23 protein-coding genes are annotated in these 24,656 nt (G+C 63.5%); 11 read left to right on the top strand and 12 right to left on the bottom strand.

Annotated elements, in window-relative coordinates; translation table 11 throughout:
• Positions 1 to 31 precede the first annotated feature (31 nt).
• Positions 32 to 1,624, top strand: coding sequence for a serine hydrolase domain-containing protein (locus tag AC0VX3_RS07415; protein WP_475524169.1), 1,593 nt, complete (start codon positions 32 to 34; stop codon positions 1,622 to 1,624).
• A gap of 122 nt (positions 1,625 to 1,746) precedes the next feature.
• Here the strand turns inward: AC0VX3_RS07415 and AC0VX3_RS07410 are convergent, their stop codons facing one another.
• A complete protein-coding gene (locus tag AC0VX3_RS07410) occupies positions 1,747 to 2,625 on the bottom strand; it encodes a PhzF family phenazine biosynthesis protein (RefSeq protein ID WP_475524168.1) in 879 nt (292 codons plus the stop codon).
• Positions 2,626 to 2,850: 225 nt separating this feature from the next.
• On the opposite strand from AC0VX3_RS07410, the gene AC0VX3_RS07405 reads away from it, so the two are divergent.
• Positions 2,851 to 3,363, top strand: coding sequence for a hypothetical protein (locus AC0VX3_RS07405; protein WP_475524167.1), 513 nt, complete (start codon positions 2,851 to 2,853; stop codon positions 3,361 to 3,363).
• A gap of 86 nt (positions 3,364 to 3,449) precedes the next feature.
• Here the strand turns inward: AC0VX3_RS07405 and AC0VX3_RS07400 are convergent, their stop codons facing one another.
• Positions 3,450 to 4,538: an alpha/beta hydrolase family protein gene (locus tag AC0VX3_RS07400; protein ID WP_475524166.1), complete on the bottom strand. Its 1,089-nt coding sequence runs from the start codon at positions 4,536 to 4,538 to the stop codon at positions 3,450 to 3,452.
• Between the two features lie 135 nt (positions 4,539 to 4,673).
• Between AC0VX3_RS07400 and AC0VX3_RS07395 the strand changes: the two genes are divergently transcribed.
• Positions 4,674 to 5,717 carry a helix-turn-helix domain-containing protein gene (locus AC0VX3_RS07395; protein WP_475524165.1) on the top strand — a complete coding sequence of 348 codons (1,044 nt, stop codon included), beginning with the start codon at positions 4,674 to 4,676 and terminating at the stop codon, positions 5,715 to 5,717.
• A 77-nt stretch (positions 5,718 to 5,794) separates the two neighbouring features.
• Here the strand turns inward: AC0VX3_RS07395 and AC0VX3_RS07390 are convergent, their stop codons facing one another.
• From AC0VX3_RS07390 to AC0VX3_RS07360, 7 genes are all read right to left on the bottom strand, one after another.
• Positions 5,795 to 6,958 (bottom strand): iron-containing alcohol dehydrogenase, encoded by a 1,164-nt coding sequence (locus AC0VX3_RS07390; protein ID WP_475524164.1) that lies wholly within the window; start codon positions 6,956 to 6,958, stop codon positions 5,795 to 5,797.
• A 307-nt stretch (positions 6,959 to 7,265) separates the two neighbouring features.
• The gene (locus AC0VX3_RS07385; RefSeq protein ID WP_342892793.1) at positions 7,266 to 8,654 is read right to left on the bottom strand and encodes an aldehyde dehydrogenase family protein; all 1,389 of its coding nucleotides are present in this window, start codon (positions 8,652 to 8,654) and stop codon (positions 7,266 to 7,268) included.
• A gap of 220 nt (positions 8,655 to 8,874) precedes the next feature.
• The gene (locus tag AC0VX3_RS07380) at positions 8,875 to 10,242 is read right to left on the bottom strand and encodes a glutamine synthetase family protein (protein ID WP_475524163.1); all 1,368 of its coding nucleotides are present in this window, start codon (positions 10,240 to 10,242) and stop codon (positions 8,875 to 8,877) included.
• 86 nt (positions 10,243 to 10,328) lie between these two features.
• Positions 10,329 to 11,378 carry a TRAP transporter substrate-binding protein gene (locus AC0VX3_RS07375; protein ID WP_475524162.1) on the bottom strand — a complete coding sequence of 350 codons (1,050 nt, stop codon included), beginning with the start codon at positions 11,376 to 11,378 and terminating at the stop codon, positions 10,329 to 10,331.
• Positions 11,379 to 11,497: 119 nt separating this feature from the next.
• The gene (locus AC0VX3_RS07370; RefSeq protein WP_475524161.1) at positions 11,498 to 12,838 is read right to left on the bottom strand and encodes a TRAP transporter large permease; all 1,341 of its coding nucleotides are present in this window, start codon (positions 12,836 to 12,838) and stop codon (positions 11,498 to 11,500) included.
• Positions 12,838 to 13,434 (bottom strand): TRAP transporter small permease subunit, encoded by a 597-nt coding sequence (locus tag AC0VX3_RS07365; RefSeq protein ID WP_342892797.1) that lies wholly within the window; start codon positions 13,432 to 13,434, stop codon positions 12,838 to 12,840. The genes AC0VX3_RS07370 and AC0VX3_RS07365 overlap by 1 nt, the downstream gene beginning before the upstream one ends.
• A complete protein-coding gene (locus tag AC0VX3_RS07360; protein ID WP_342892798.1) occupies positions 13,427 to 14,212 on the bottom strand; it encodes an N-formylglutamate amidohydrolase in 786 nt (261 codons plus the stop codon). Before AC0VX3_RS07360 ends, AC0VX3_RS07365 begins: the two co-directional genes overlap by 8 nt.
• 215 nt (positions 14,213 to 14,427) lie before the next feature.
• Between AC0VX3_RS07360 and AC0VX3_RS07355 the strand changes: the two genes are divergently transcribed.
• The 8 genes from AC0VX3_RS07355 to AC0VX3_RS07320 all read left to right on the top strand — a co-directional run bounded on the left by AC0VX3_RS07355 (position 14,428) and on the right by AC0VX3_RS07320 (position 22,213).
• Positions 14,428 to 15,297: a MurR/RpiR family transcriptional regulator gene (locus tag AC0VX3_RS07355; RefSeq protein WP_342892799.1), complete on the top strand. Its 870-nt coding sequence runs from the start codon at positions 14,428 to 14,430 to the stop codon at positions 15,295 to 15,297.
• A gap of 249 nt (positions 15,298 to 15,546) precedes the next feature.
• Complete coding sequence (locus tag AC0VX3_RS07350; RefSeq protein ID WP_475524160.1) at positions 15,547 to 16,050, top strand: NUDIX domain-containing protein; 504 nt, start codon at positions 15,547 to 15,549, stop codon at positions 16,048 to 16,050.
• 180 nt (positions 16,051 to 16,230) lie between these two features.
• The gene (locus AC0VX3_RS07345; protein ID WP_475524159.1) at positions 16,231 to 17,877 is read left to right on the top strand and encodes a phosphotransferase; all 1,647 of its coding nucleotides are present in this window, start codon (positions 16,231 to 16,233) and stop codon (positions 17,875 to 17,877) included.
• The gene (locus tag AC0VX3_RS07340; RefSeq protein ID WP_475524158.1) at positions 17,870 to 18,772 is read left to right on the top strand and encodes a GAK system ATP-grasp enzyme; all 903 of its coding nucleotides are present in this window, start codon (positions 17,870 to 17,872) and stop codon (positions 18,770 to 18,772) included. Before AC0VX3_RS07345 ends, AC0VX3_RS07340 begins: the two co-directional genes overlap by 8 nt.
• Complete coding sequence (locus AC0VX3_RS07335) at positions 18,769 to 19,869, top strand: HprK-related kinase B (protein WP_475524157.1); 1,101 nt, start codon at positions 18,769 to 18,771, stop codon at positions 19,867 to 19,869. The genes AC0VX3_RS07340 and AC0VX3_RS07335 overlap by 4 nt, the downstream gene beginning before the upstream one ends.
• Positions 19,866 to 20,567: a histidine phosphatase family protein gene (locus tag AC0VX3_RS07330; RefSeq protein ID WP_475524156.1), complete on the top strand. Its 702-nt coding sequence runs from the start codon at positions 19,866 to 19,868 to the stop codon at positions 20,565 to 20,567. Before AC0VX3_RS07335 ends, AC0VX3_RS07330 begins: the two co-directional genes overlap by 4 nt.
• Before the next feature lie 21 nt (positions 20,568 to 20,588).
• Positions 20,589 to 21,941: a metallophosphoesterase family protein gene (locus AC0VX3_RS07325; protein WP_475524155.1), complete on the top strand. Its 1,353-nt coding sequence runs from the start codon at positions 20,589 to 20,591 to the stop codon at positions 21,939 to 21,941.
• A complete protein-coding gene (locus AC0VX3_RS07320; protein WP_475524154.1) occupies positions 21,938 to 22,213 on the top strand; it encodes an amphi-Trp domain-containing protein in 276 nt (91 codons plus the stop codon). The genes AC0VX3_RS07325 and AC0VX3_RS07320 overlap by 4 nt, the downstream gene beginning before the upstream one ends.
• 12 nt (positions 22,214 to 22,225) lie before the next feature.
• Here the strand turns inward: AC0VX3_RS07320 and hypE are convergent, their stop codons facing one another.
• From hypE to AC0VX3_RS07305, 3 genes are read right to left on the bottom strand one after another with little or no spacing between them, the layout of a single operon-like run.
• Positions 22,226 to 23,263, bottom strand: coding sequence for a hydrogenase expression/formation protein HypE (gene hypE, locus AC0VX3_RS07315; RefSeq protein ID WP_475524153.1), 1,038 nt, complete (start codon positions 23,261 to 23,263; stop codon positions 22,226 to 22,228).
• Positions 23,260 to 24,387 carry a hydrogenase formation protein HypD gene (gene hypD, locus AC0VX3_RS07310; RefSeq protein ID WP_475524152.1) on the bottom strand — a complete coding sequence of 376 codons (1,128 nt, stop codon included), beginning with the start codon at positions 24,385 to 24,387 and terminating at the stop codon, positions 23,260 to 23,262. Before hypD ends, hypE begins: the two co-directional genes overlap by 4 nt.
• On the bottom strand, positions 24,384 to 24,650 hold the full coding sequence (locus AC0VX3_RS07305) for a HypC/HybG/HupF family hydrogenase formation chaperone (RefSeq protein ID WP_475524151.1): 267 nt from the start codon (positions 24,648 to 24,650) through the stop codon (positions 24,384 to 24,386). Before AC0VX3_RS07305 ends, hypD begins: the two co-directional genes overlap by 4 nt.
• Positions 24,651 to 24,656 lie beyond the last annotated feature (6 nt).

Below are 24,656 nucleotides of genomic sequence, written 5' to 3'. Positions count from 1 at the left end.
GAACGATAAGCTGAAAAGGAACACGGAGCACATGACCTTTAAGACTTACGCCGGAGACGCCGGTGTCCTGTCCCGCCGGCTTTTTCTGGGCGTGGCCACCGCGGCCCTGGGCGCATATCCCCTCACCGCCTTTGCCCAGGACCTGTCGCCCGCCGAAACGCCGGGCGTCCCTGTGCCTCCTGGGCAGATCGACATGGCTGTCGGCGAGCTCGACCGGATCGTCACGGAGCTCATGATCCGCAGCAAGATCCCGGGTGCTGCGGTCGCGGTGGTCCATGAGGGACGCACGGTCTACGCCAAGGGGTTCGGGGAGCGGAAGATCGGCTTGCCGGAGCCCGTGACCCCGGACACGGTGTTCCAGCTCGCCTCCCTGTCGAAGCCGGTCGGGGCAAGCGTGGTTGCGCGGCAGGTGACGCTGGAGCGGGTCTCCTGGGAGAGCCGGATGAAGGATCTCCTGCCCTGGTTCGAGCTTGCCGATCCCGCACGCAGCAAGGTGCTGACCGTGGCCGACCTCTACAGCCACCGCTCGGGACTCCCCGCGCACGCCGGCGACGACCTCGAGGACCTCGGCTTCAACCGCCAGACCATTCTGGAACGGCTGCGTCTGCTGCCGCTGTCGCCTTTCCGCATAACCCATGCCTACACCAATTTCGGCATGACCGCCGCGGCCGAAGCGGTCGCCCGGTCGGCCGGGACCGACTGGGCAAGCCTTTCCGAAGAGGCGATCTACCGTCCCCTCGGCATGGCTTCGACCAGTTCCCGCTTCAAGGATTACATGGCCGCCGCCAACAGGGCGGTGCCGCATGCACGTTCAGGTGACGGCTTCTCGCCGCTGTTCCAGCGCGAACCGGACGCCCAGTCTCCCGCCGGCGGCGTCAGCTCCACTGTCAACGATCTCGCCATCTGGATGAAGATGATCCTGGCGGACGGCCACCATGAGGGCAGCGAATGGCTTTCCCCGGCCGCGCTGCTGCCGGCTGTCAGCCCGCAGAGTGTCTCCAGTCCGCCGCGAAACCTGGACTCCCGCCCAGGCTTTTACGGCTACGGCTTCAACGTCGGCACCGACCCCTCCGGGCGGACCAGGCTCAGCCATTCCGGCGCCTTTGTGCTGGGGGCCGGCACCTGCTTCACGCTCATTCCCTCGCTTGATCTCGGTATCGTGGTCCTGACCAATGCCGCCCCGGTCGGCGCAGCCGAATCCATCGCCGCCAGCTTTACCGATCTTGCCCAGTTCGGCCACGAGACCCGGGACTGGTATGCCGGTTACAGCAGGATCTTTGCCGGGTTCTTCGAAAAGCGTGGCCGCACCGTCGGCATGACCCCGCCGGAAAACGCCGCTCCGCCGCCCGCCGCAAACCGGGCCGTCGGCGTTTACACGCACCCCTATTTCGGCCGTATCGAGATCGGTACAAGTCCGCGCGGGCTGACCCTCGCAGCCGGGCCGAAACCGATGGAGTTTCCTCTCCTGCCCTTCGACGGCCCGGTGATGGTGTTCGATTTCGTCACGGAAAACGCTCCCTCCGGCTCCCGCTCGACGATAACCTTCGGCGGACCGGCCGGCCCTGCCGAAACCGTGGAGATTGAACTCTTCGGCGAAGAACCGGCGACTTTCACCCGGGGTTAGAAACGATCCGTGTTCACAACGGCCAAGCGGCCTGTCGTCAAGACAGGCCTCTTCCCGGGGTGCCGCTTCCGCGGCCCCTAAAGGAGTGGGCGGCGCACCCGGGACCCGCAACCATGTGCCGGTTAGACAACAACCTCCCCGGTCATCCGCAAAGCCGCGTAACCGCCGACCGATACGCCGGTGATTTCACCCTCAAGCGTATTCAGAACCGTCCGCACGATGCTGAGCCGGCCCAGTTCGGCCCCCTGTTCGGCAACCAGCACCGCCTGGCCACCCGCACCGGGCAGAAGACTGTGCGACCGGAAGAGTGTGCAGGCGAGTGCGGCGCTGGTGGTGTCCCCGGCTGTTTCCCCGAAACCGGCGGCACCTCTCCGGAAAGCACGCAGGCGGATCTTCATCTTGCCAAGCCCGGAAAAGGCGGGCCACCACACGCCGATCCCGTCGACGGACCGCGCCCGGCAATAGCCGTCCAGGGCCGAGGTCTCCGGATGGATCGCCGCAAGGGCCTCCGGATCGGCCAGTCGCACGAAGATCAGCCGATGCCCCAATGATGCGGCCGACACCTTCACGACGGCGCTTGCCGTCACTCCCAGAAGCGATGCCAGCTCCGCGCTGCCCGGCGCGCTCGTGGAGAAGTCCGGCAGCGGCTGGCGGAGGGCGATGGACCCTTCCGGCGCCACGTCCACCGCGATCTCCCCCGACACCGTTTCCAGTACAAAGGCTCCAGGTCCGATCCGGCCATCATCCCTGAGGGCGCTGAACACGGCCACGGCGCCGTGGCCGCACATGTCGATTTCCGAGAACGGAGACTGGAATTTTGTCTGGACCCTGTCACCAGCCACCTGGCGCACGAACCCGGTCACCGGCGCGCCCAGATCGGCGGCAATCCGCCGGCGTGCCGCCGGCCAGAGCGGCGTGTCCTCGAACACCACGGCGCCCATGGCGCCACCGGTCTCGTCGGCGGCAAACGCCGCATAGAGGCGAACAGGTAAAGTCTCCATTATGGAACTCACAGACAGATTCATTGCCGCGCATCCGAGCACGCAACAGAATGTGGGGCAACATCGGGGCTGTATTTTCCCGGGGACCGTGGACGCCGCACAACAGGTAAAATCGCCCTCACAAACTCGTCAGGAAAACGGGGATCCATTTTATTTTAAAGTGATCGCGGTCGAACCCAAATATCGGCTGTTGCCAGTATCACTCCCTCGACAGGAGACATCCTCATGAATACGCCCCCTTCCGCAGCCCCATCGGCGCACAGCGTGCCGACCCTCAATTTCAACACCCTCGGCCTGATGTTCGTTTCGGGCTTCTTTGCCACCATCGCCTTCGACCTCTGGGGCCAGGTGCTCAGCCCCGCTCTCGGGTTCGCCACCCTGTCCCCGCACGGGCTCGCGCGCAGTCTGCTCGGCAGCCTCGGCCTGCCCGCCAGTGATTTTGCCGGCTATTTCGTCCACTTCTACCTTGTCGGCCTGATCGGTTATCCCGTCGGCTGGATGTTCATTTTCGCGCCGCTGTGGCAGCGCATCGTCGGCGGCACACACTGGCTACTGCCCGCCGCGATTTACGGGTTCGGCCTGTGGGTCTTCGCCATCGGCGGCATCACGGCTGTTGCCGGCCTGCCGTTCTTTCTGGGTTTCAGTGGCATCACCTGGGTCGCATTGGTCGGACACGTGCTCTATGGCATCGTCCTGGTCGCCTGTCTCGAACTGATCGCGCGCCGGACCAGCGGCTGAAAGCCCTGACAACCCGGAACGGCACGTCGGGACCCCCGCCCGCAGCATCTGCGGGCGGGGGTCCGTCTCCATGCGTAGTCCGGTCTTCAGTCCCCGGCCCCAAGCATCCGCTGGAAAGCGTCCGTCACGTTCCGTTCCAGCTCCTCGTGGAGCTCGATACGCGTCCGGTCGCTGCCATCCGTACACAGCGTGTCGGTCTCGCCGATCAACTGCATGAATTCATGGCGGTCGTCCGCGCAGACCGGCAGGAAGCTGAAATGCACCGCGTCCCTGATCCAGCTGTGGGTGGCCTGCGGCACCAGTCCGGCCAGCTTGTCCGCCTTCACCGACACCGGGACCGTCTCCGGATCACCCAGGTTGATGAAATGCAGGGAACTGCGGATACCGGCAAGGCTTGCCTCGTCGAAAGCCAGGGCCAGAGACGGATCGACGAGGACGGTGGCTCTGATACGCGGATCGAGATTGGATTGTTCGAACCGCGCCCTGTCGACCGAGCGCAGGTCCAGTTTGGCAACCTCGATGGCTTCCCGGTTCCGGTAGCCCCTGCCGCCGGCGAACCACACGCAATCCGCCATGTCCAGATAGGTCTCGCAATAGCGGGCATAGGCTTCGAGGTCCGCACGGGCACCTGCAAGCTCCAGCGCCGCCGCTCCTCCGAGCGAGTACCCGAGAACCCCGATCCTGTCCGCCGCGATCACCTTGCCCCAGTCGGGATCGGCCAGCAGCGCCGAGATCACGTTTGAAAGATCATCGGTGCGCTGCCACAGTTTCGGCGTGTCTTCCGGAGTGGAGTCCCCGCTTGTGGTGCCCGGGTGATCGGGGCCTGCGACGATGAACCCCTTGCCGGCAAGCTTCCCGGCCAGCCAGGCCATCTTGTGAATGGATGCACCTGACCCGTGCGAGAAGACGATCAACGGATAAGTGCCCGGCCTCATCGGGGCGTCCGCGAACGCGTCCGTTCCCTCAAAAATCCTGTCCGCGCCGACCGGCACGACTTCGCCGGAGGCGGCGGCAGGATACCAGACCGTCACATCCAGATCCCGGTCCCGCGCGGGCGAGGTGACCTTTATATCCCTGACGCCGGCACCTTTGCTCGCACCTGGATCTCCGGCATGGGATTGAACGCTCAGTCCGGCAATCAGAAGCAGCGACCCTAAAATGACCTTGATTTTCATGATGTCTCCCGCAAGTGGTGGTGATGAGCGGACACTTTTGCTAACCGTTCCACAAAGGGCGTCCTGAATCGCGATCCAGTCTTCCCCAAACGCGATCGGGGACGTGCCGCTCACCAGCGTTTCGGATCCATCGTCTTGATCTTCGTCCCCCTGCCCTTCGTCTTCGCCCTGCTGCTGTCGCTGCTGTTCGCCTATCTGCTGCGCAGCAACGGCACCCTGTCGACGACGCCGTTCCTGATGCTGATCGGCCTGTGCGCGCTCCAGTCGACTGTCATCGGGCTGCGCTGGGGCTACGGCATCGCCGAGCTGCGCTTTGTCCTTCCCGTCCTGGCTGTCGCACTGCCCCCGCTCATCTACGAGTGTTTCCGGGGTCTGGCGGATGAAGCCCAAACAAGCCGTCTCCGGCTTGCCGCAGCACCGCTCGCCGCGTTTTTCATTGTCATCCTGTTTCTTGTTCAGCCGATCCTGATCGACATTGCGATCATCGCGCTCTTCATCGCATATGCCCTGGCGCTCCTGAAACTGGCCCTTGCCGGCCCGGACGGTCTCGACCTGGCCCGGCTTGAAAGCGCGGGATCGGCCTACCGGGCCATGATCCTGGCCGCCGCCTGTCTGTTTCTGTCGGCGTTGTTCGATATCCTGATCCTGCTGGACTTCCAGTGGGCCAGCGGAGACAACGCGGTGATCCTCGTCGGCAACGCCAACCTGTTCACCTTGCTTCTGATCGGAGTTGCGGCTTCCGTGGCCGCCCGCAGCCACAGCGGCCAGGAACGCGAAGCCGGTTTGCGCGGCGCACCGGCAACAGCGCAGCCCGTCTCCACCGCCGAAGACGCCGACATTTTCGGGCGCATCGACGCGCTGATGCGGCAGGAGAAGCTGTACCGGGACGAAAATCTGAACCTTTCGAGGCTGGCGCGGCGCGCCGGACTGCCCGCGCGCCAGGTCTCCGGCGCCATCAATCGCACGACCGGTGGCAACGTCTCCCGCTACGTGAACGCCTTCCGGATCGGCGAAGTCTGCCGGATACTGAGTGAGGGGAATTCCACCATCACGGCGGCCATGTACGAGGCCGGTTTTGCCACCAAATCGAACTTCAACAAGGAGTTCCAGCGCGTTACCGGCCAGAGCCCGGACGCGTGGCGGAAATCGGCGCGGGAGCCGAACGGCTCCTCACCCTGACGCCGAGGTTCGGACAATGAAAATCCCGGCTCAGGCAGTGCCTGGCCGGGACTGATCATGGGCACATGGTGCGGCGGTCAGACCGTACCGCTTTGCGCCTTGTCGAAGATTTCCAGCGCGCCGTCCTTTGTCAGCGGAACCGGATTGCCGCCTGCGGTCGGATCGACGATGGCCATTTCCGCGATCAGGTCGCGTTTGCCGTCATCGACCTTCAGACCCGCAAGCGTATGCGGCACGTCCAGGTCTTCGCGCAGCTTCAGAACGGTATCCAGAACGCCCTGATAACCGCCGGAAATGCCCAGGAACCCGGCAAGGCGCTCGAACTTCTGCTCGATGGCCGGCCTGTTGAATTGCAGCACATAGGGCATGAAGACGGCGTTGGTCATGCCGTGATGGGTATCGTAAAGCGCGCCGACCGGGTGGGACAGCGAATGGATCGCGCCAAGGCCCTTCTGAAACGCGACGGCCCCCATGGCGGCTGCGCTCATCAGATGGCCACGTGCCTCCAGGTCCGCGCCGTCGGCAACCACTTTCGGCAGGTTTTCCAGCACCAGGCGGATGCCTTCCAGCGCGATGCCTTCGGACATCGGATGGTACATCGGCGCGGAGTAAGCCTCCAGGCAATGGGCGAGCGCGTCCATGCCGGTGCCGACCGTGATGAAGCGCGGCATGCCGACCGTCAGTTCCGGATCGCAGATGACCGTGGCGGGCAGCATCTTCGGATGAAAGATCACCTTCTTGGTGTGGGTCGCCTCATTGGTGACGACGCCCGCACGGCCGACTTCCGAGCCTGTGCCTGCCGTGGTCGGCACGGCAACGATCGGCGCGATGCCGTCCGGGTCCGCACGGGTCCACCAGTCGCCGATGTCCTCGAAATCCCAGATCGACCGGCTCTGGCCGGACATGAAGGCGATCAGCTTGCCCGCATCGAGGCCCGAACCGCCGCCGAAGGCAATCACCCCGTCATGGGCGCCTGCCTTGAAGGCGGCAACGCCGGCTGAAATGTTGCTGTCGACCGGGTTCGGCTTGACGTCGGAAAAGACGGCCGCCTTGAGGCCCGCCGCTTTCAGGGCGGCAATTGCCTCGGCCACCATCGGCAGGCCCGCAAGGCCCGGATCGGTGACCAGAAGCGGATTGGCCATGCCGGCAGCCTTGACCGCGTCGGGCAACTCACCGATGCGACCCGCACCGAAACGAATGGCGGTCGGATAGGACCAGTTGACGGAAGGAAGTGCGCTCATGTGTGTCTCGTGGGTTTGAAGCTCTGGTTCTATTGCTATTGCCGCAATTTCGTTGCAGCGGCTGTCTTTTTTAGCGTCACCACTTGCTCCCCTCTCCCCCCTTGCGGGGGAGATGTCCGCATCGCGGATAGAGGGGGGTGATCGGCAGTGCGTCATTGCCCGGTGCCGAGTTTGCCGAGAGCCTGGCCCCCCTCTCTGTCTCCAGAAGGAGACATCTCCCCCGCACAGGGGGAGAGGGGGGAGCAAGATCAAAAGTTTCAGCGAACAGTTCGCACCATCAGTTAAACTCGCTCAAGTAGCCTTCGCCTCAATGCTCCACGCGGAAGTGGAAGGATTTCGGCCGGGTCAGGTTGTGGAAGCCGATCTCGGAAAGGGCAGCGCCCTTGCCGGTGTCCTTGACCCCGGTCCAGACCAGCGCCGGATCGAGATAGTCGCAGCGGTTCATGAAGACGGTCCCGGTCTCGACCTTGTCGCCGATATCCGCGGCAGCTTGCACGTCCTCGGTCCAGATCGACGCGGTCAGGCCGTAGGGGCTGTCGTTCATGAACTGCAGCGCTTCCTCGTCGTCCTTGACCTTCATGATGCCGACCACCGGACCGAAGCTCTCCTCGCGCATCACCGACATCTGATGATTGACGTCGGTCAGCACCTGCGGCGCGAGATACGGCGTACCGTCCTTGTCCGCCTCGAATGTCGAGACATCGATATGCGCCTTCGCTCCCTTGCGCAGGGCTTCCCGGGTCTGTTCGCGCACCCAGGCGGCGAAACGGGACTGGGCCATCGGACCGAGCGTCGTGGCTTCGTCCAGCGGATTGCCGAGCTTGTACTGACTGGTCAGGTCGACAAAGCCGTCGACGAACCGGTCGAATTGGCTTTCATGGACATAGATCCTCTCGATGCCGCAGCAGCACTGTCCGGCATTGAAGAAGGCCCCGTCGACGAGGTTCTCGATCGCGTAGTCCAGATCGGCATCGGCGCGGACATAGGCCGGATCCTTGCCGCCGAGCTCCAGTCCAAGCGTTGCAAACGTGCCGGCCAGTGCCTTTTCGATGGCCCGGCCGCCGCCGACCGAACCGGTGAAGTTGACATGGTCGATGGCCCCCGAGCCAAGCAGCTTCTCGGTGCCGGCGTGGGTCAGGACAATGTTCTGGAACACCCCTTTCGGCAGGCCTGCGATCTCGAATGCCCTGGCGAGGCGTTCGCCGACCAAAAGGGTCTGCGCGGCATGTTTGAGCACCACCACATTGCCCGACATCAGCGCCGGCATGATGGTGTTGATCGCGGTCATGAACGGGTAGTTCCACGGCGCGATCACCATGACGATGCCGAGCGGCACCCGTCGCAGATAGCGCTTGAAGCCCGGCTTGTCGGTGCGCTCGATGTCCGCCAGCGCGTCGGCTGCGGTCTTTGCGCAATATTCCGTGCGCTCGATGGTGCCGCCGAGTTCGCCGCCGTAACGCACCGGCCGGCCCATCTGCCAGGCCAGTTCCGTCACCACCTCGTCATTCATGGCCTTGAGGGCTTCGAGCGCCTTTTCACAATAGGCCACCCGCTCGGCGACACCGAGCGCTGCCCATCCGGGCTGGGCCTTGCGCGCCACCGAGACCACCTTGTCGACCGACGCCTCGTCGAGCGCCGGCCGTTCGGCATAGACCGATCCGTCGATCGGCGAGATCAGCTTGATCACATCAGACATTTTGAACCTTTCATAACCGCATCTTCCCGTGCGGTTTCAGACAAAGTGGTTGGCTCTTGGTAGCAGTCCCGCCCCCCGGCATCTTTCATCCTGAGGAAGCGCGCCAGCGCTGTCTCGAAGGATGCGCCGCTCGTTCCGAGTGTGCCGCCCCTCCTTCGAGACGGGCCTTGCAACCCTCCTCAGGGTGAGGCTGATCGGAGTGGCGTCCTTCCAATTTTCCTTACGCCCGCTCGAAGCCGCGCGCAATTTCATAGTCGGTCACCGCCCGGTCGAATTCCTCGATCTCCCATTCCGCGGCGCGCGCGTAGTGGTCGATCACCTGATCGGAGAAGACCTCGCGCAGGAATTTCGACTTGCGCAGGGTCTCACGCGCTTCGCGCAGGGACTGCGGGACTTCGCGGGCGCGCCTGGCCTCGTAGACATCGCCGGCGGCCGGCGGGTCGAGCGGAAGTTTCTCTTCGATGCCCTTCAGACCCGCAGCGATCTGAACCGCGAGCGCCAGATAGGGATTGAGATCCGAGCCGCCGATACGGCATTCGATCCGCAGTCCCTTCGTGCCCGCGCCGCACAGGCGGAACCCGGCGGTGCGGTTGTCGACGGACCAGACGGTCTTGGTCGGCGCGAAGGTGCCCTTCTGGAACCGCTTGTAGCTGTTGATATAGGGCGCCAGGAAATAGGTGTAGTCCGGCGCATACTTGATCAGTCCGGCGACGTAGTGGCACATCGTGTCCGACATGCCCAGTTCGGCCTTGTCGTCGCAAAAGACATTGTTGCCGTCCTTGTCGAACAGGGACTGGTGCACATGCGAGGACGAGCCGACCTTGTCGTGGCGCCACTTGGCCAGGAAAGACGCCGAACGCCCCTTGGCCCAGGCGATTTCCTTGACAGCTTGCTTGGCAATGGTGTGGTACTCGGCCGTATCCAGCGCCGGCGCGTATTTGATGTTGAGTTCTTCCTGCCCGGCCTCGGCCTCGCCCTTGGTGTTCTCGACCGGAATGCCCGCAGCATAAAGATCGTTGCGCACCGGGCGCATGATGTCCTCTTCCTTGGTCGTCTGCAGGATGTGATAATCCTCGTTGTAGCCCGAGATCGGCTCCAGGTCGCGGAAGCCGCCCTTGCGCATGTCGTCGTAGCTCTTCTCGAACAGGAAGAATTCGAGTTCCGTCGCCATGATCGGCGTCAGGCCGCGTTCGGCCAGCCGGGCCACCTGGGCCTTCAGCATGGCGCGCGGCGAATGCGGCACATCCGCGTGGGTGTCATGATCCTGCACGTCGCATATCACCATGGCCGTGCCGTCCAGCCACGGCACCAGCCGCAACGTGGCCAGATCCGGTTTCATGACATAATCGCCGTAGCCACCCGACCAGCTCGTCGCCGCGTAGCCCTCGACGGTGTACATCTCCAGATCCGTCGCCAGCAGATAATTGCAGCAATGGGTCTCGTTGAAGGCGCTGTCGACAAAATGCCGGGCATGAAACCGCTTGCCCATCAGCCGGCCCTGCATGTCGACGATACAGGCGAGCACCGTATCGATCTCTCCGGTGGAAACGAGCGACTTCAGCGCGTCGAAAGTCAGGTTGCCAGGCATTGATGCGTGTCCGTTTCAGGCGGTTTTGATGTCGTTGGAAATGTCCCGGTCCGCAGGGAAGCCCTGCGGACCGGGACCGGTTCGGATCAGGTGTAGCGGTAGGGCCGTCCAGCCTTCTGCATGTCCTGATTGTACTTCTTGAAGATCTCCACGACCTTCGCCTTGACCGGCGATTCCGCGGCGATTTCGTCCCAGAACGCCATCGCGGCGGCTTCAACGGTCGCCCACTCCTCGTCCGGAATGGTGGTCAGCTCCATCTTGGTGCCCTCGACACGCAGATTGGCTTCACCGCCCCAGTACCACCACTGGCGATAATAGTGCGATGCGTCCATGGCGAGCTGAAGCATGGTCTTCAGGTGGTCCGGAAGTTCGTTCCAGCGTTCCTGATTGGCGAAGAACGACCCCGCCCATGCGCCCGAGATGTTGTTGGTCAGGAAGTAGTTGGTCACGTCCGCCCAGCCGACGGTGTAGTCTTCCGTGATGCCCGACCAGGCGATGCCGTCGAGTTCACCGGTCTGCACGGCAACCTCGATGTCTTCCCACGGCAGGGTGACGGGCACCACACCGAACTGGGACATGAACCGGCCCGCTGTCGGGAAGGTGAAGACGCGTTTGCCTTCCAGGTCCTTGAGCGAGCGGATCGGGTCCTTGGTCGCGAAGTGGCACGGATCCCAGGAACCGGCGGAAATATGCTTCACGCCGACCTTGGCGTATTCCTCTTCCCAGATTTCCTTCAGGCCGTACTGGTTGAACAGAACCGGCACGTCGAGAGAATAGCGGGACGCGAACGGGAAGTAGCCGCCGAACACGGTGACGTCGGTCGGCGACGCCATGCTGTCGTCGTCCGACTGCACAGCATCGATGGTGCCCTGCTGCATGGCGCGGAACAATTCACCCGTCGGCACCAGCTGGTCGGCGGTGTAGAGCTCGATCACCATCTCGCCGTTGGCGGCCTTGTTGAAGGCATCGATATGCGGCTTGATCACATGCTCGGCAAGCGCCGGACCGGCATAGGTCTGCAGGCGCCATTTGATCTGCGACTGGCCATGAACGGCCGGGGCGGCAAGGGTTGTCGCTCCGGCGGCTGCGGCAGTGCCGAGACCGGCTTTTTTCAGAAAATCACGTCTGTTCGTCATCTCAAGTTCCCCTTTGTTCCAGTTTCATCACAAGCGGTGCGGCCGTTTTCCGGCTCTCGATACTCCCGCGGTCCAACTCCGTTTCACCCGGATGTTGTTCTTGTCCCCCCAGTTCGCGCCTATCTGCCGTACACCAGGTCCGGCAGCCAGAGCGCGATCTGCGGAAAAACCATCACGAGAACCAGCGCCAGGATCATCACCAGCACGAACGGCGTGATCGAGCCGTAGATGTCGCGCATGGTGATGTCCTTGGGCGCCATTGCCCGCATCAGAAAGAGATTGTAGCCGAACGGCGGCGTCATGTAGGCGATCTGCGTGGTGATCGTGTAGAGCACGCCGTACCAGATCAGCACGTCGACCCGGGGCATGCCCAGATCGAGCGAGCCGACCAGCGGCACATAGAGCGGCGCGACAATCACCAGCATCGCCGTGTCGTCGAGAAAGGTTCCCATCACCAGGAAGGACAGCTGCATCAGGATGAGGATCATCCACGGCGACAGGCCGAGCTGCTCCGTGAACAGGTTCTCGATCGCCTTGACGGCGCCAAGCCCGTCGAACACCGCGCCAAACCCCAGCGCGGCCAGAATGATCCACATGAACATGCAGGAGATGCCGAGCGTGTTCTTCAGGCAGAGGGTCAGGATGTCCAGGGTCATGCGGCGCTTGACGACCGCCGCCAGCAGTGCCGTCAGCGCGCCGATCGCCGACGCCTCCACCAGGCTGGTATAGCCCATCACGAACGGCACCATCATGGCCGCGAAGATCACGATCGGGAGAATGCCGGCGAGCAGCAGCTTGTATCTGTCCTCGCCGGAGGCCGCGCGCTCTTCCGGCGACAGCGCCGGCCCGAGTTCCGGCTGGATCCGGCAGCGTACCGCGATATAGACCACGAACATGGCAGCCATCATCAGACCCGGCAGGATCCCGGCAAGCCAGAGCTGGCCGACCGGCGCCCGGGCGATCATCGCATAGAGCACCAGCACCACGGAGGGCGGCACCAGGATGCCGAGCGAGGACCCGGCCTGGATCACCCCCGTGACCATGCGCTTGTCGTATTTTCGCTTGAGGAGTTCCGGCAGCGCTATGGTCGCGCCGATGGCCATGCCGGCGACCGACAGGCCGTTCATGGCCGAAATCAGCACCATCAGGAGGATGGTGCCAATGGCGAGGCCCCCGTTGAGCGGGCCCATCCAGACATGGAACATCTTGTAGAGATCGTCGGCGATCTTGGTTTCCGACAGGATGTAGCCCATGAAGATGAACATCGGCAGCGTCAGCAGCGGATACCACTTCATCAGCTTCATCGCCGACGAGAACGGGATGTCGCCACCGCCCGTGCCCCACAGGCACAGCGCGGCGATGGCAGCGATACCGCCAATGGCGCCGAAGACGCGCTGACCTGTCAGCAGCATCAGCATCATGGAGGAAAACATCAGGAGCGCGATCAGCTCATAGGACATCAGAGCGTCACTCCCTTGATCCGGGCGATGTCTTTCAAAAGCTCCGAAACGGTCTGCAGCAGCATCAGGAAGAACCCGAAAACCATCACGAATTTCACCGGCCACAGATACGGCCGCCAGGCGGTCGGACTGCGCTCGATATAGCCGAGCTTTTCGCCGGCCGCTTCCGGTCCGCCGGTCACGAAGGTGACAACAAGGTCCCACCAGAACCCGATCGAGTCCTTGCCGAAGTAGCCGAGCGAATAGGCGGTCGAATTGAGCGCGCCATAGAGCAGCACACACAGATAGAAGATCAGCAGAAGAACGGTAAAGGCATCGAACCAGGCCTTTTTCTCAATGCTCCATTCCGCGTAGAACAGGTCCATGCGCACATTGGAGCCGAGCTGGATCGAGTAGGGCCCGCCCAGCACATAATAGGCGACCATGGCGAACTGGGCGACTTCGAGCGTCCACAGGGACGGGTTGAAGAACGTCTTGGACACGGACGACCACAGCAGGATGGCGGCCATCACGAAGACGCCCCACATGATCATCTTGCCGAGGCCCCGGTTGAAGCCGTCGACGATCCGGACATAGAGGCAAGCCGCCTTAAGCACGGACACCTCCCGAAACGCTCTGCGCCGCGCGCGCCAGAACAGGGCCGAGCAACGCGCTCCAGCGGGCTTCCTCTTCGGGCGTGCTGATTTCGTCGTTGCGGATCTCGATCATCAGGCAGGGCAATTGCCGGTACTCGCCGTGGCGGCGGATCGTGTAATAGACGCCGTCCGCCGGCGAATAGGGTTCGTTGTCGCCGACGGTCAGATCGCCCCTTGCGGCAAGATCCGCCAGCACCGGATCGGCCAGCCGGCGGTCGTTTTCATAGATCAGGCCGATTTCCCAGGGACGCGCCTTGCCCTTGTAGACTGGCGTGAAGGAATGGATCGACACGACCGCGGTCGGCAGGCCCTTGTCCTTGCGCTGATCGAGCAGCTTGTCGATCGTCTGGTGAAACGGCCTGTGCGCCAGATTGAGCCGGAAGGTCTTCTCGTCCGCCGGCAGATCCCGGTTGCCGGCGATCGCCGTGGTCTCGCTGAGACACGGAATGAGATCGGCACGGCTTTCCTCGCGGTTGCAGTCGATGATCAGCCGCGACACGGTGCTGTGAACCAGCGGCGCATCCAGCGCCTTCGACAGTCCAGCCGCAACCCCGAGCGCGCCCGGGTCCCAGGCGATATGGGCACTCTTGTCGGCTTCGGTGATGTTCAGGCTGGTGTCATAGGGCGGCGGCAGGAAGTTGGATGCGTGGTCGCAGACAAGCACGAAAGGACCGGTGCCGTCCGCGTTTTCAACCGCGACAGCCCGTGCTGATCCTCCCGTGCGGGGGTCTGTTACCATATCCTGCTCCCTGGAATTCCGTCTCCGGCCATTTGTAACGTTTGTTACAGGATTGCCGACTTTGCCAAGTTCTGTAATATTTGATACGCAGATTGCATCGGCTGTCAAATGAAAATCAGCCGAACAGACCAGGCTGTAGTGACAAATTAACGAGTGTCATCGTTGGGATCAGGATCGTTAATTTGTCACTACAGCCTAGAAACAGGCCGGTGCCCATGGAACGCCCACTTCTGGAAGATATCCGAGACCGTCTGGACGAATTCACCGCCACGGAAAAGAAAGCCGCGCACGCGCTGATGGCGAACTACCCGATGCAGGGTCTGGGCACCGTCGCGCAATTCGCCGAGGCCGCCGGGGTCAGTTCGCCGACGATCCTGCGCTTTGTCGGACGGCTCGGTTTTCCCGGTTTCGCGGAATTCCAGAAGAAGCTGCGCGGGGAACTGGAAAACCAGCTCAATTCGCCGCTCGCGCGCAGCGCCAACATGGTCGGCGCGCCGGATCGCGACCCCCATGTCGATCAGCTCCTGGAGAACGTGCGCGAGACCTTCGCCCATCTGCCAAAGGGCGAACTCACCGGACTGATCAGACTTCTCGCCGACGAACGCAAGACCATCCATCTGATCGGCGGCCGGTTCACGGACGGGCTGGCGCGCTACATGGCCGCCCACCTCAGGATCGTGCGGCCCAATGTCAACCATGTGGCCGGCCAGCAGGGCAACTGGCTCGACCAGCTCCTCGGCATCGGACCGAAGGACGTCGTCGTCGTCTTCGATATCCGCCGCTACCAGGGCGAGATCATCCAGTTCGCCGAAGCGGCCGCCAATCAGGGCGCCACGGTGGCCCTGGTCACCGACAGCTGGATGTCCCCGGTCGGCCGGATCGCCAGTTATGTCCTGCCCGCACGCGTCGCCGTGCCCTCCCCCTGGGATTCCTCGCTGGCGCTGATGGCGATCGCCGAAGTGCTGATCGCCGGCGTCACCCGTGAAAACCAGAGCCGCGCCCAGGAACGCATGCGCGCCCTGGAAAAGCTGCGCAATGACATCGACCCCTCGACCGAGGGGCGGACCATCGGGCCGGATATCTGAGCGAAAGTCATGGACCCGGTTTTGCCTATTCTGCCGCGCTGCGCTCCGCCGTCCCGGTCCTGAGCCGGGACGGCGCCAAGGGTACGACGTGGGTGCGGCTCTTCTTCGCTGCAAACCTCCGATATTGTCCAAGCGAGACCTCGTCTTCAGCCGGCTATTCATTGGCTGGACACCGACGACTCACCTATACTCGAAAACCGGGCGCACCCACCACCGCGACGCCTTTTAGGTCATGTGCCCCCGCCGGGAATGGAGCTAAGTGCAATTCCGACACGAGACCCTGCTGCGCACGGGGCGTTCCGTCCCTTCATCCGGTCCACGCCTCGCGCGTTCATCCTGCGCGCAGACCGCCTGCTGGTTCAGGAAAAGCGCCATCCGGAGAAGGGGCTTTACTACACGCTGCCGGGCGGCAAGCAGGATCCCGGAGAGACCCTCCACGAATGCCTGAAACGCGAATGCCGGGAGGAGATCGGCGCTGACGTGACGATTGATGACCTCCTTCATGTCGCGGAGGTCTATAGGGTCAAATCCGGCGGCATCGAGCGACAGCATCAACTGGATTTTGTCTTCGGGTGCAGCGTTCCAGACGACTATACGCCGGTCCTGGGCAACCATCCGGACCCGCACCAGGTCGCAACGCGCTGGATCACGACTGAATCTTCTCAACAGTTGCGTCCGGCCTATGTCACAAAACTGTTTCCACTTGGCTGTACGCGGATGCCCGAAGTCTATCTCGGACCCCATGATGACTAGAGCTTTGACCCGCCATATTAAATCTCTTGATGAGGTTGACCTGCTCAGTCGGCGAGGCGCTGTGCGCGACGCGATCGGGTGCATCGGGCAAATGCGGCATCTGGCCCATTTTGCAGGTTCGCCTCACCCCTGCAAAATGTGCCTGAACCGAAAACCATCGCTCCGGTCAAAAGGTTGAACATGGCTGGTCAACGCTCTCACGTGCCGAAATCCATCCGGGAGAACCTCCATTTCCTATGCGCGGAGATCGATGGCCAGCTGACACAGCTCGAGACCTTCTTCAAGGCGCCGACAGCCGCGACCGCGCGCCGGATCATGGACCGGGCCGGCTATGCCCACAATCTGAAGACGCGGATCCTGGCGGCCTGCGTCCGCCAGATGACGGACGCGAAAAAGGACAACCGCAAGCATCTGACCCTGCGCAGCCTGGAATTTGTCGCCAACGACCTGCAGCGCCTGTCCAGCCTGGCCCGGCAATCGCTGCATCATGTAGAGAAGATCGAGGACTTCGCGACGCTCGTGCCCGATCGCTACCCGGCCATCGTCAAGCGGGTCCGTCAGGGCGTTGCCCGGATCGGGCAGGCCCTTGTCGGCAGCGACAGCGAAAAGGCGATCGAGATCGGCCAGATTCAGGACAAGGTCGAGGCCGACTACCGCAAGCTGTTCAAGCTCTACACAAGAGAGATGCGCAATCCCGACGCACGGCCTGCCGACATCGCCAACAGCCTGCTGGTCGCCAGCGAAATTCAGCGCATGGGCAACTCGCTGAAAGCGATCAGCGAAGCGCTGATTTCAGCCAATATCGGCCAGGCCGTCAATTTCGAGCGCTACTTCGCCCTGCGGGGTCTGATGTCGGATCTGGAAGGCCCCGGCGGCGACCTGACCGTGGAGACCATCGCCGAAACCCGGTCGGGCAGCTCGATTTCCGCCATCCGGGACAGGAAGACCGAAACGGTCGCCGCCGTGTTCAAGGATGGCGAGAAGAGCAAGGTGAAGGAAGAGCGCGAGGGCGTGAAGAGCTGGCACTCGATTTATCCCGGCCTTGCTCCGAAAATCCTGTCCTACCAGAAACGCAACCAGTCCGCCGCGCTCCTGATCGAACACCTGCCCGGCCTGACGTTCGAGCACATCGTCCTGAACGAGACCGACGCCATGTGCGACACGGCACTAACGCGCCTGTCCGCGACGCTGAAGGACATCTGGAAACAGACCAGGACCCAGGAGCCGGCGGAAGCGGCGAGCATGCAGCAGCTTGCCAGGCGGCTTGGTGAAGTGCGCCGGGTGCATCCTGAGTTCAGGGACAGGAAGGTCCGTTTTGCCGGCGAAGTGCTGCCCTCGCTGGACAGGCTCGTCGAGGAGGCCGCGGTCCGCGAAGCGGCCGTCCCGGCACCGTTCTCGGTCTATATTCACGGCGACTTCAACGTCGACAACATCATCTTTGATCCCGGCGAGGACCGGATCCATTTCATCGATCTGCACCGCTCGCGCTACATGGACTACGTGCAGGACGTGTCCGTCTTCATGGTGTCGAACTACCGGCTTCAGGTGCTTGATCATGAAACCCGCAGGCGCATCATGCACGTGTCCCAGGCCTTCTATAAATCCACCCGGGCCTTCGCGCGCAAACAGGGCGACGACACCTTCGAATTCCGCCTGGCCCTGGGTCTTGCCCGCTCCTTCGCCAGTTCCACCCGTTTCATTTTCGACAAATCCCATGCCCGGCGCATGTGGCTGCGGGGCCGTTACCTCATTGAACAGGTCCTTGCCTGCCCACCCGGCGGCGAAGCCCGTTTCCGGCTTCAGATGAAGGAGCTCTTCGTTGACTGATCTGAAAATCGGCGTGATCGGCATTCCCGGAAAATGGTCGACCGAAATCCTTGCCGACGCCCTCGAGGCGGAAACCGGCTACCGCCGCGTGATCGACATGGCCAACGTCGCGCTCGACCTGGAAACGCGGACCCTGATGGCGGAGGACACCGACCTGTGCGGCCTCGATGGCCTGGTGATCAAGAAGATCAGCCAGGACTACAGCCCGGCCACCCTCGACCGACTGGAACTGCTGCGCGTGGCGGAAGCCGCCGGTGTCCGCATTTTCTCCGGCACCCGGTCCATTCTCGGTCTGGTCAACCGGCTGAGCTGCACGGTCACGCTGGCCAATGCCGGCATTCCGATGCCCGCCACCTGTGTCACCGAGAGCGTCGACCAGGCCCTCGCCGCGGTTCAGCGGTTCGGCAGCGCGGTGTTCAAGCCGCTGTTCTCCACCAAGGCGCGCGGCATGACCCTGATGGATGCCACCGGGGATGCCGCTGAGAGTGCAACGGTGCTCAGGGACAGGATCACGGCCTTCAAGGCGGACAATCCTGTCATGTATCTGCAGAAGAAGGTCAACCTCTCCGGGCGCGATCTCGGCATGGTGTTTCTGGGCGGGGCGTATCTGGGCACATACGCCCGCGTGGCCCAGACGGACAGCTGGAACACCACGATCCTGCATGGCGGCAAATACGAACCGTTCGAGCCGGATGACGCGCTGATTGATCTTGCCCGGCGCGCCCAGGCCCCGTTCGACCTCGATTTCACCACCGTCGATGTTGGCCTGACCGACACCGGCCCGATCGTCTTCGAAGTCTCCGCATTCGGCGGCTTCAAGGGTGCATTGGAAGGCGCATCGATCGACGCCGCCCCGCTTTATGCCAGACACGTGATCGAGAAGGTGCGCCCATGACCGACATCACCGTTCAGGACGTCGTCGACGCTCTTGCCCCGGAGCGGAAAACCCGGACATGCGATCCGGTCTTCCTGACCGTCGGCGGTTTCGTGATCGAGGTCCGCTGCACGTCCGAAGCATTGCTGGCCGAACTGCTGCGCTATTTTCAGCACGTGATTTCCGCCCCCGGCGACCCACACATGACCGTCCATGTTCTGGGCACCGCGGAACTGCCGTTCAAGGTGGACTACGCCGACTGGACCAGGGAACCCGGCAAGTCCGGCCGCAAGGACGCCATCTGCGACCTTGAGAACGGCCGCCTGGTGCTGAAGGTGCGCACCGGGATCCAGTTCGTGCAGGCACCGGGATGGTCGATCGCTTTCGGCCCCACCGGGGACCATCCCAACCAGGTCATCAATTTCGTCAACACCCAGATCCTCAACCACTTTCAAAGACAGGGCTGGTCCGCCTGCCACGCGGCGGCGGTCCGCACGGCGGACAGGGGTCTCGCCATTTCCGGCCTGTCCGGCGGCGGCAAGTCCACCACCATGCTGCGCCTGATGGAAATTGCCGGCACGAAATATGTCACCAACGACCGCCTGCTCGTGCGCAATGCGGGCAACCGCACGGATGCGCTCGGCATTCCGAAGCTGCCGCGCATCAATCCGGGCACGATCGTCAACAATGCCCGCCTGAGCGGCCTCCTCGATGAGGAACGCGAGGAAGAGCTGCGCAACATGGAACCGGACGAACTCTGGCACGTTGAAGAGAAATACGACCTGTTCATCGACGACATCTACGGACCCGGCCGGATTGCCCATGACGCACAACTGACCGATTTCTGGGTGCTGAACTGGTCCCGGGACAGCACCGCGCCCACCCAGGTGAAGGAGACCGAGTTGAACAGCCGGCCCGATCTTCTGTCCGCGATCGTGAAAAGTCCGGGACCGTTCTTCCAGGCGGCGGACGGCGCGTTCTGGACCGACCGGTCGCAGTTGGACACCGACGCCTATCTGGACGCCTTGTCCGGCGTAAGGGTGTGGGAGGTCACGGGACACATCGATTTCGACGCCTTGTTCGATGCAGGTGCGGACCTGCTGGGACAGACGTCGTGACTGATCGTTTCGCGATCCTCGTGCGCCACGCGGACTACCTCCAGAAGCCGGAGACACCGAGCGCGCTGCAGCCGTACGCTCTTTCCGGGCAAGGCCGGGAACAGGCGCGGAAGGCGGGCGCCGAACTGTCGGCGCTCGCAGCGGATCACGGCTGGCAAGTCTCTCCGGAAGTCTTCTGTTCCCGCCAGCAAAGGGCCTGGCAGACTGCCACGCTTCTGGCTCAGGTGTTCTCGGAAAAGACCGGCGCGCGGCTGCGTGTCACGGAGGATGCGGCGCTCGCCGAACGCAGCGTCGGCGCGTTCGCCAACCTGACCGTCGCGGAGATCGAGCAGGTTCTCGCCGAGGACCCGCGTATGGCGCCGCCGCCGCAGGACTGGAAGGCCAACAGCCACTACACGCTGCCGGTCGAGGGAGCGGAAAGCCTGATGGATGCGGGCCGGCGGGTGGCCACGTTCCTGCGCGACAGGATCTCGTCGCTCGCGTCGGACCCCCGCGCGAACGCACAGGTTTACGTCGGTCACGGTGCCGCATTCCGCCATGCCGCCCATGACCTCGGCGTGCTCGGCTTCGACGACATCCGCAAGCTCAGCATGCACCACGCCAGACCGGTGGTGCTGAAATTCAGCCCCGTGACGGGCTGGTCGCATTTTGGCGGTGCCTGGAAAGAGCGCCGCCCCCTGGAAACCGCATTGGACTGACCGGAACAAGCCGAGAGAGCCATGATGACCCACATGCCCCTGTCCCCGCTGCTGCCGCCGATCGCCCGGGACGATGCGATCGATCTCGGTCTGCCGCAGAGCTGCGTTCCCTGGCCGCTCGACAAGCCCGTGCAGCGGCATACCAGCGCCGGACGGGTGCCTGATCTTGTCGGCAGCCTTGCCCGGGCGAACGATCTCGGTCCCTGGGACTGGCCTGACAAGCCGGTGGTCTTCATATCCGACCTGCACGCCGATGCCGAAAGCCTGCTGCGGTCCCTCGTGGCGGCCAGCGCAATCCGGCGCACCGGTGACGGCCTAACGGAATTCGAACTCACCGCGTTCGGCCGTGCCTCCCAGATCATCATCGGAGGGGATTGTCTCGACAAGGGCCCGAGCAATCTCGACCTGCTCGACAGCCTCGCCTGGCTGATGAAGTCCGGCGCGGATGTGGTTCTGCTCGCGGGCAACCATGATCTCAGGCTCTATCTGGGCCTGGAGGCCCTGACCGTGAAACGCGGCGCGCTCAACGCCCACATGTTCGTGCGCATGGGCAAGAAGGTCATGCCGCTCCTGCGCGAGGTTTTCGATCGGCATGTCGATCCGGACGCCCCGCTGGACGGCATCCCCGACGAGGCCACCTGCCGCAAGCTGATGATACCGGGCAAGAAGTGGACCCGCGCGTTTCCAAAGGCCGCCGCACGCAGCATGAACGACGCGGCAATCGCCAAGGAAATGGCGCGGCTGAAGAAGAAGACCGACAGGTTCGCCGTTCATGCTGCCGAAGCGGGCCTGACGATGCGCCAGCTCTATGCCGCCGCCCTCAAATGCCGGGACCTGTTCGTCGAACCGGACGGCCGCTACGCCTGGTTCTTCCGGACCATGAAGGCCGTCCACCAGAGCGGCTCGCTGCTGTTCGTCCATGCGGGCATCGACGACCAGATGGCCGCGCAGATTTCCAGGAAAGGCGTTGCCCATGTCAACCGGCGCTTCCGAAAGGAAAGCCGGGAGGACCCGTTCGAATTCTATTGCGGAACCGTGGCGAACCTGATGCGCACCAAATACCGGGATGTCGATCACCCGCTTACCGAAACCGGCGTGGACGACCTGCATCTGGCCGGCATCAAGCTGCTGGTCCAGGGCCACGTCAACCAGCATGACGGCCAGCAGCTGAAATCCAAGCACGGACTGCTGCACCTGGAAGCGGACGTCACCCTTGACCGCCACTCCAGAAGCACCGAAGGTCTGGAAGGCATCGGCACGGGCGCGACGATCATCCATCCGCACGGCACCATTTTGGGCATCAGCCGCGATTATCCGCATGCCAAGCTGTTCAACCCGGAAAAGATCCTTCAACAACATGGATTGTCGCGATGATGGAACGCAAGGGCCGTTTCCGGCACCAGTCCCTCCAGGACAAGAAGTCCGTCCAGAAGCTGCTGGACGCCGTCAAGCGCGGTATCGCCAAGGGCGAAGTGCACTTCGGCGACGACACCGGCGAAATCACCCTTGAGCCGAAGGGCCTGATGACATTGCGCGTCACCGCCACCTCCGAGGACGACCAGTCCCGCCTCGACCTGCGCCTGACCTGGACCAACGACAGCGCCGACAACAGGGACAGCGGCAAGCTGAAGGTCAAGGGCGGCTAGGCACCGGTCCCCTCAGCAGATCCGCGGCAGTTGTTCGCCCGACAGCCAGTCGACCACGCGGGCGCCACCGAAAGCCGTCTGCATGATCACCATCCGGTCGGCGTCCTCGACGACCGTGCCGATCCTTGCAGCCCCTTGCCCGAGCGGATGCGCGCGCATGATCTGCAGCAGCCTGTCCGCATCCGCCGCCTCGCAGATGCAGATCAGCTTGCCTTCGTTTGCGACATAGAGCGGGTCGAGCCCGAGGAGCTCGCAGGCGCCCTCCACATCCGGACCAACCGGGATGGCCTCTTCCTGAAGAACGATGCCGACGCCGGAGGCATGGGCGATCTCGTTGAGTGCAGTGGCCAGCCCGCCCCGGGTCGGGTCGCGCAGGACGGCAATACCCGGCACGGCGGCGATCATCTCCGCAACCAGTCCGTGGAGCGCCGCGCTGTCGGACCGGATCTCGGTCTCGAAATCCAGGTTTTCCCGTTTTGACAGGATGGCGACACCATGATCGCCGATGGAGCCGGACACCAGCACCGCCTGGCCGGGCCGGGCCGCTGCCGGGGAAATCAGGACACCTTCCGGCAGCACGCCGATCCCGGCCGTGGTGATGAAAACCCCGTCGCCCTTGCCTTTTTCAACCACCTTGGTGTCCCCGGAGACAACCGGAACGTCTGCCTCACGCGCGGCCCGGGCCATCGAGATCACGATCCGTTCCAGGTCGGCGAGCGGGTAGCCCTCTTCCAGAATGAAGCTCGCGGTCAGCGACAACGGCCGCGCGCCGGCCATGGCGATGTCGTTCAAGGTGCCATGGACCGACAGGGAGCCGATGTCACCGCCGGGAAAGAACAGCGGCGAGATCACATGAGCGTCGGTGGACATCACCAGCCGTCCCGGCGGCGCGTCGAACACCGCCGCGTCGTGCCCCTGGTCCAGGATCGGATTTGTCAGATGCCGGTGAAAAAGGTCCGCGATCAAGGTCGTCATGGCCCGGCCGCCGCCGCCATGAGTCATGTCGACAGACCCGGTGCGGTATGCCAGCGGTGCATCCACGCTGTTCATGCGACCGCCCGCTTGCGCCCGTAGGTCCAGTAGGCCGCGCAGGCGCCTTCCGACGACACCATGCAGGCCCCCACCGGAGTGTCCGGCGTGCAGGTCGTGCCGAACAGCTTGCACTCGGTCGGTTTCTTCACTCCGCGCAGCACAGCCGGGCAGTCGCAGGACTTGACCTCCCGCGACTCCTTCGGGCTGACGGCGAAGCGTTTTTCCGCATCAAAGCCGGCAAAGCGCGCGCGGATCCGCAGGGCGCTGTCTGGCACGTAGCCAAGCCCGCGCCATTCGAAGGTCCGGCGCAGTTCCAGAACCTGGTCGACCAGGGCCTGGGCCTTGCGGTTGCCCTCCTGGGTGACCACACGGGTGTACTGGTTTTCCACCTCGTGCCGGCCCTCATTGATCTGGCGGATCAGCATCAGGGTCGACTGCAGAACGTCGAGCGGTTCGAACCCGGCAATGACCACGGGTTTCCCGAAGTCGCGCGCCGCCGGTAGATAGGGCGCCCAGCCGATCACGGAACTGACATGGGACGGTCCCAGAAAGCCGTCGATCCGAACCGGGATCTCTCCCGGCTCCGAGGGCGCCTCGACGATATGCGCGATGGCCGGCGGCGTCAGCACGTGATTGCAGAAGACGGAAAAGTTGGTCAGCCCCTCGGCCTCGGCCTGCAGGATGGCAACCGCCGTCGGCGGCGTCGTCGTTTCAAAACCAATGGCGAAGAACACGACCTGACGATGCGGATTGTTCCGGGCAATCCTCAGCGCGTCCTGGGTCGAATAGACCATGCGGACATCCGCCCCATTGGCCTTCGCCTTGATCAGGCTCTTCTGCTTTGTGCCCGGCACCCGCATCATGTCGCCATAGGTGGTCAGGATCACGTTGTCCTTCAGCGCCAGCTCGATCGCATCGTCGAGCCGCCGCACCGGCAGCACGCAGACCGGACAGCCCGGCCCGTGCACATAAGTGACATTCGCCGGCACCAGGTCCTGAACGCCATAGCGGAAAATCGCATGGGTGTGGCCGCCGCAGAATTCCATCAGGTGGTAGTGCCGGCCCGGATCGGCCTCGCGGGCGATGGCCCCGGCCAGTTTTTGCGCCAGTTGGCCGTCGCGGAATTCCCGGATGTATTTCATGTTCCCGCCTCCGCGGTCTCACCGGTCATCTCTTCCAGCTCCTCGGCCAGAACTCCCGCCTCGGCCATCAGTTGAAGCGTGCGTTCAGCCTCCTCCACGCTGAGCTTGTGCAACGCGTAGCCGACGTGGACGAGGACGTAATCGCCGACTGTCACGTCATCGAGCAGGGCCGTCGAGACCGGCTTCCGGATACCTTCCAGGGCAACGGTCGCCATGTCGTCGCTGTCGATGGAAACGACCCGGGCGGGGATGGCAAGGCACATGTCGAA

It is taken from the genome of Roseibium sp. QJM3NY_11 (assembly GCF_056173175.1).
This window is presented reverse-complemented; position numbering and strand designations above follow the sequence as displayed.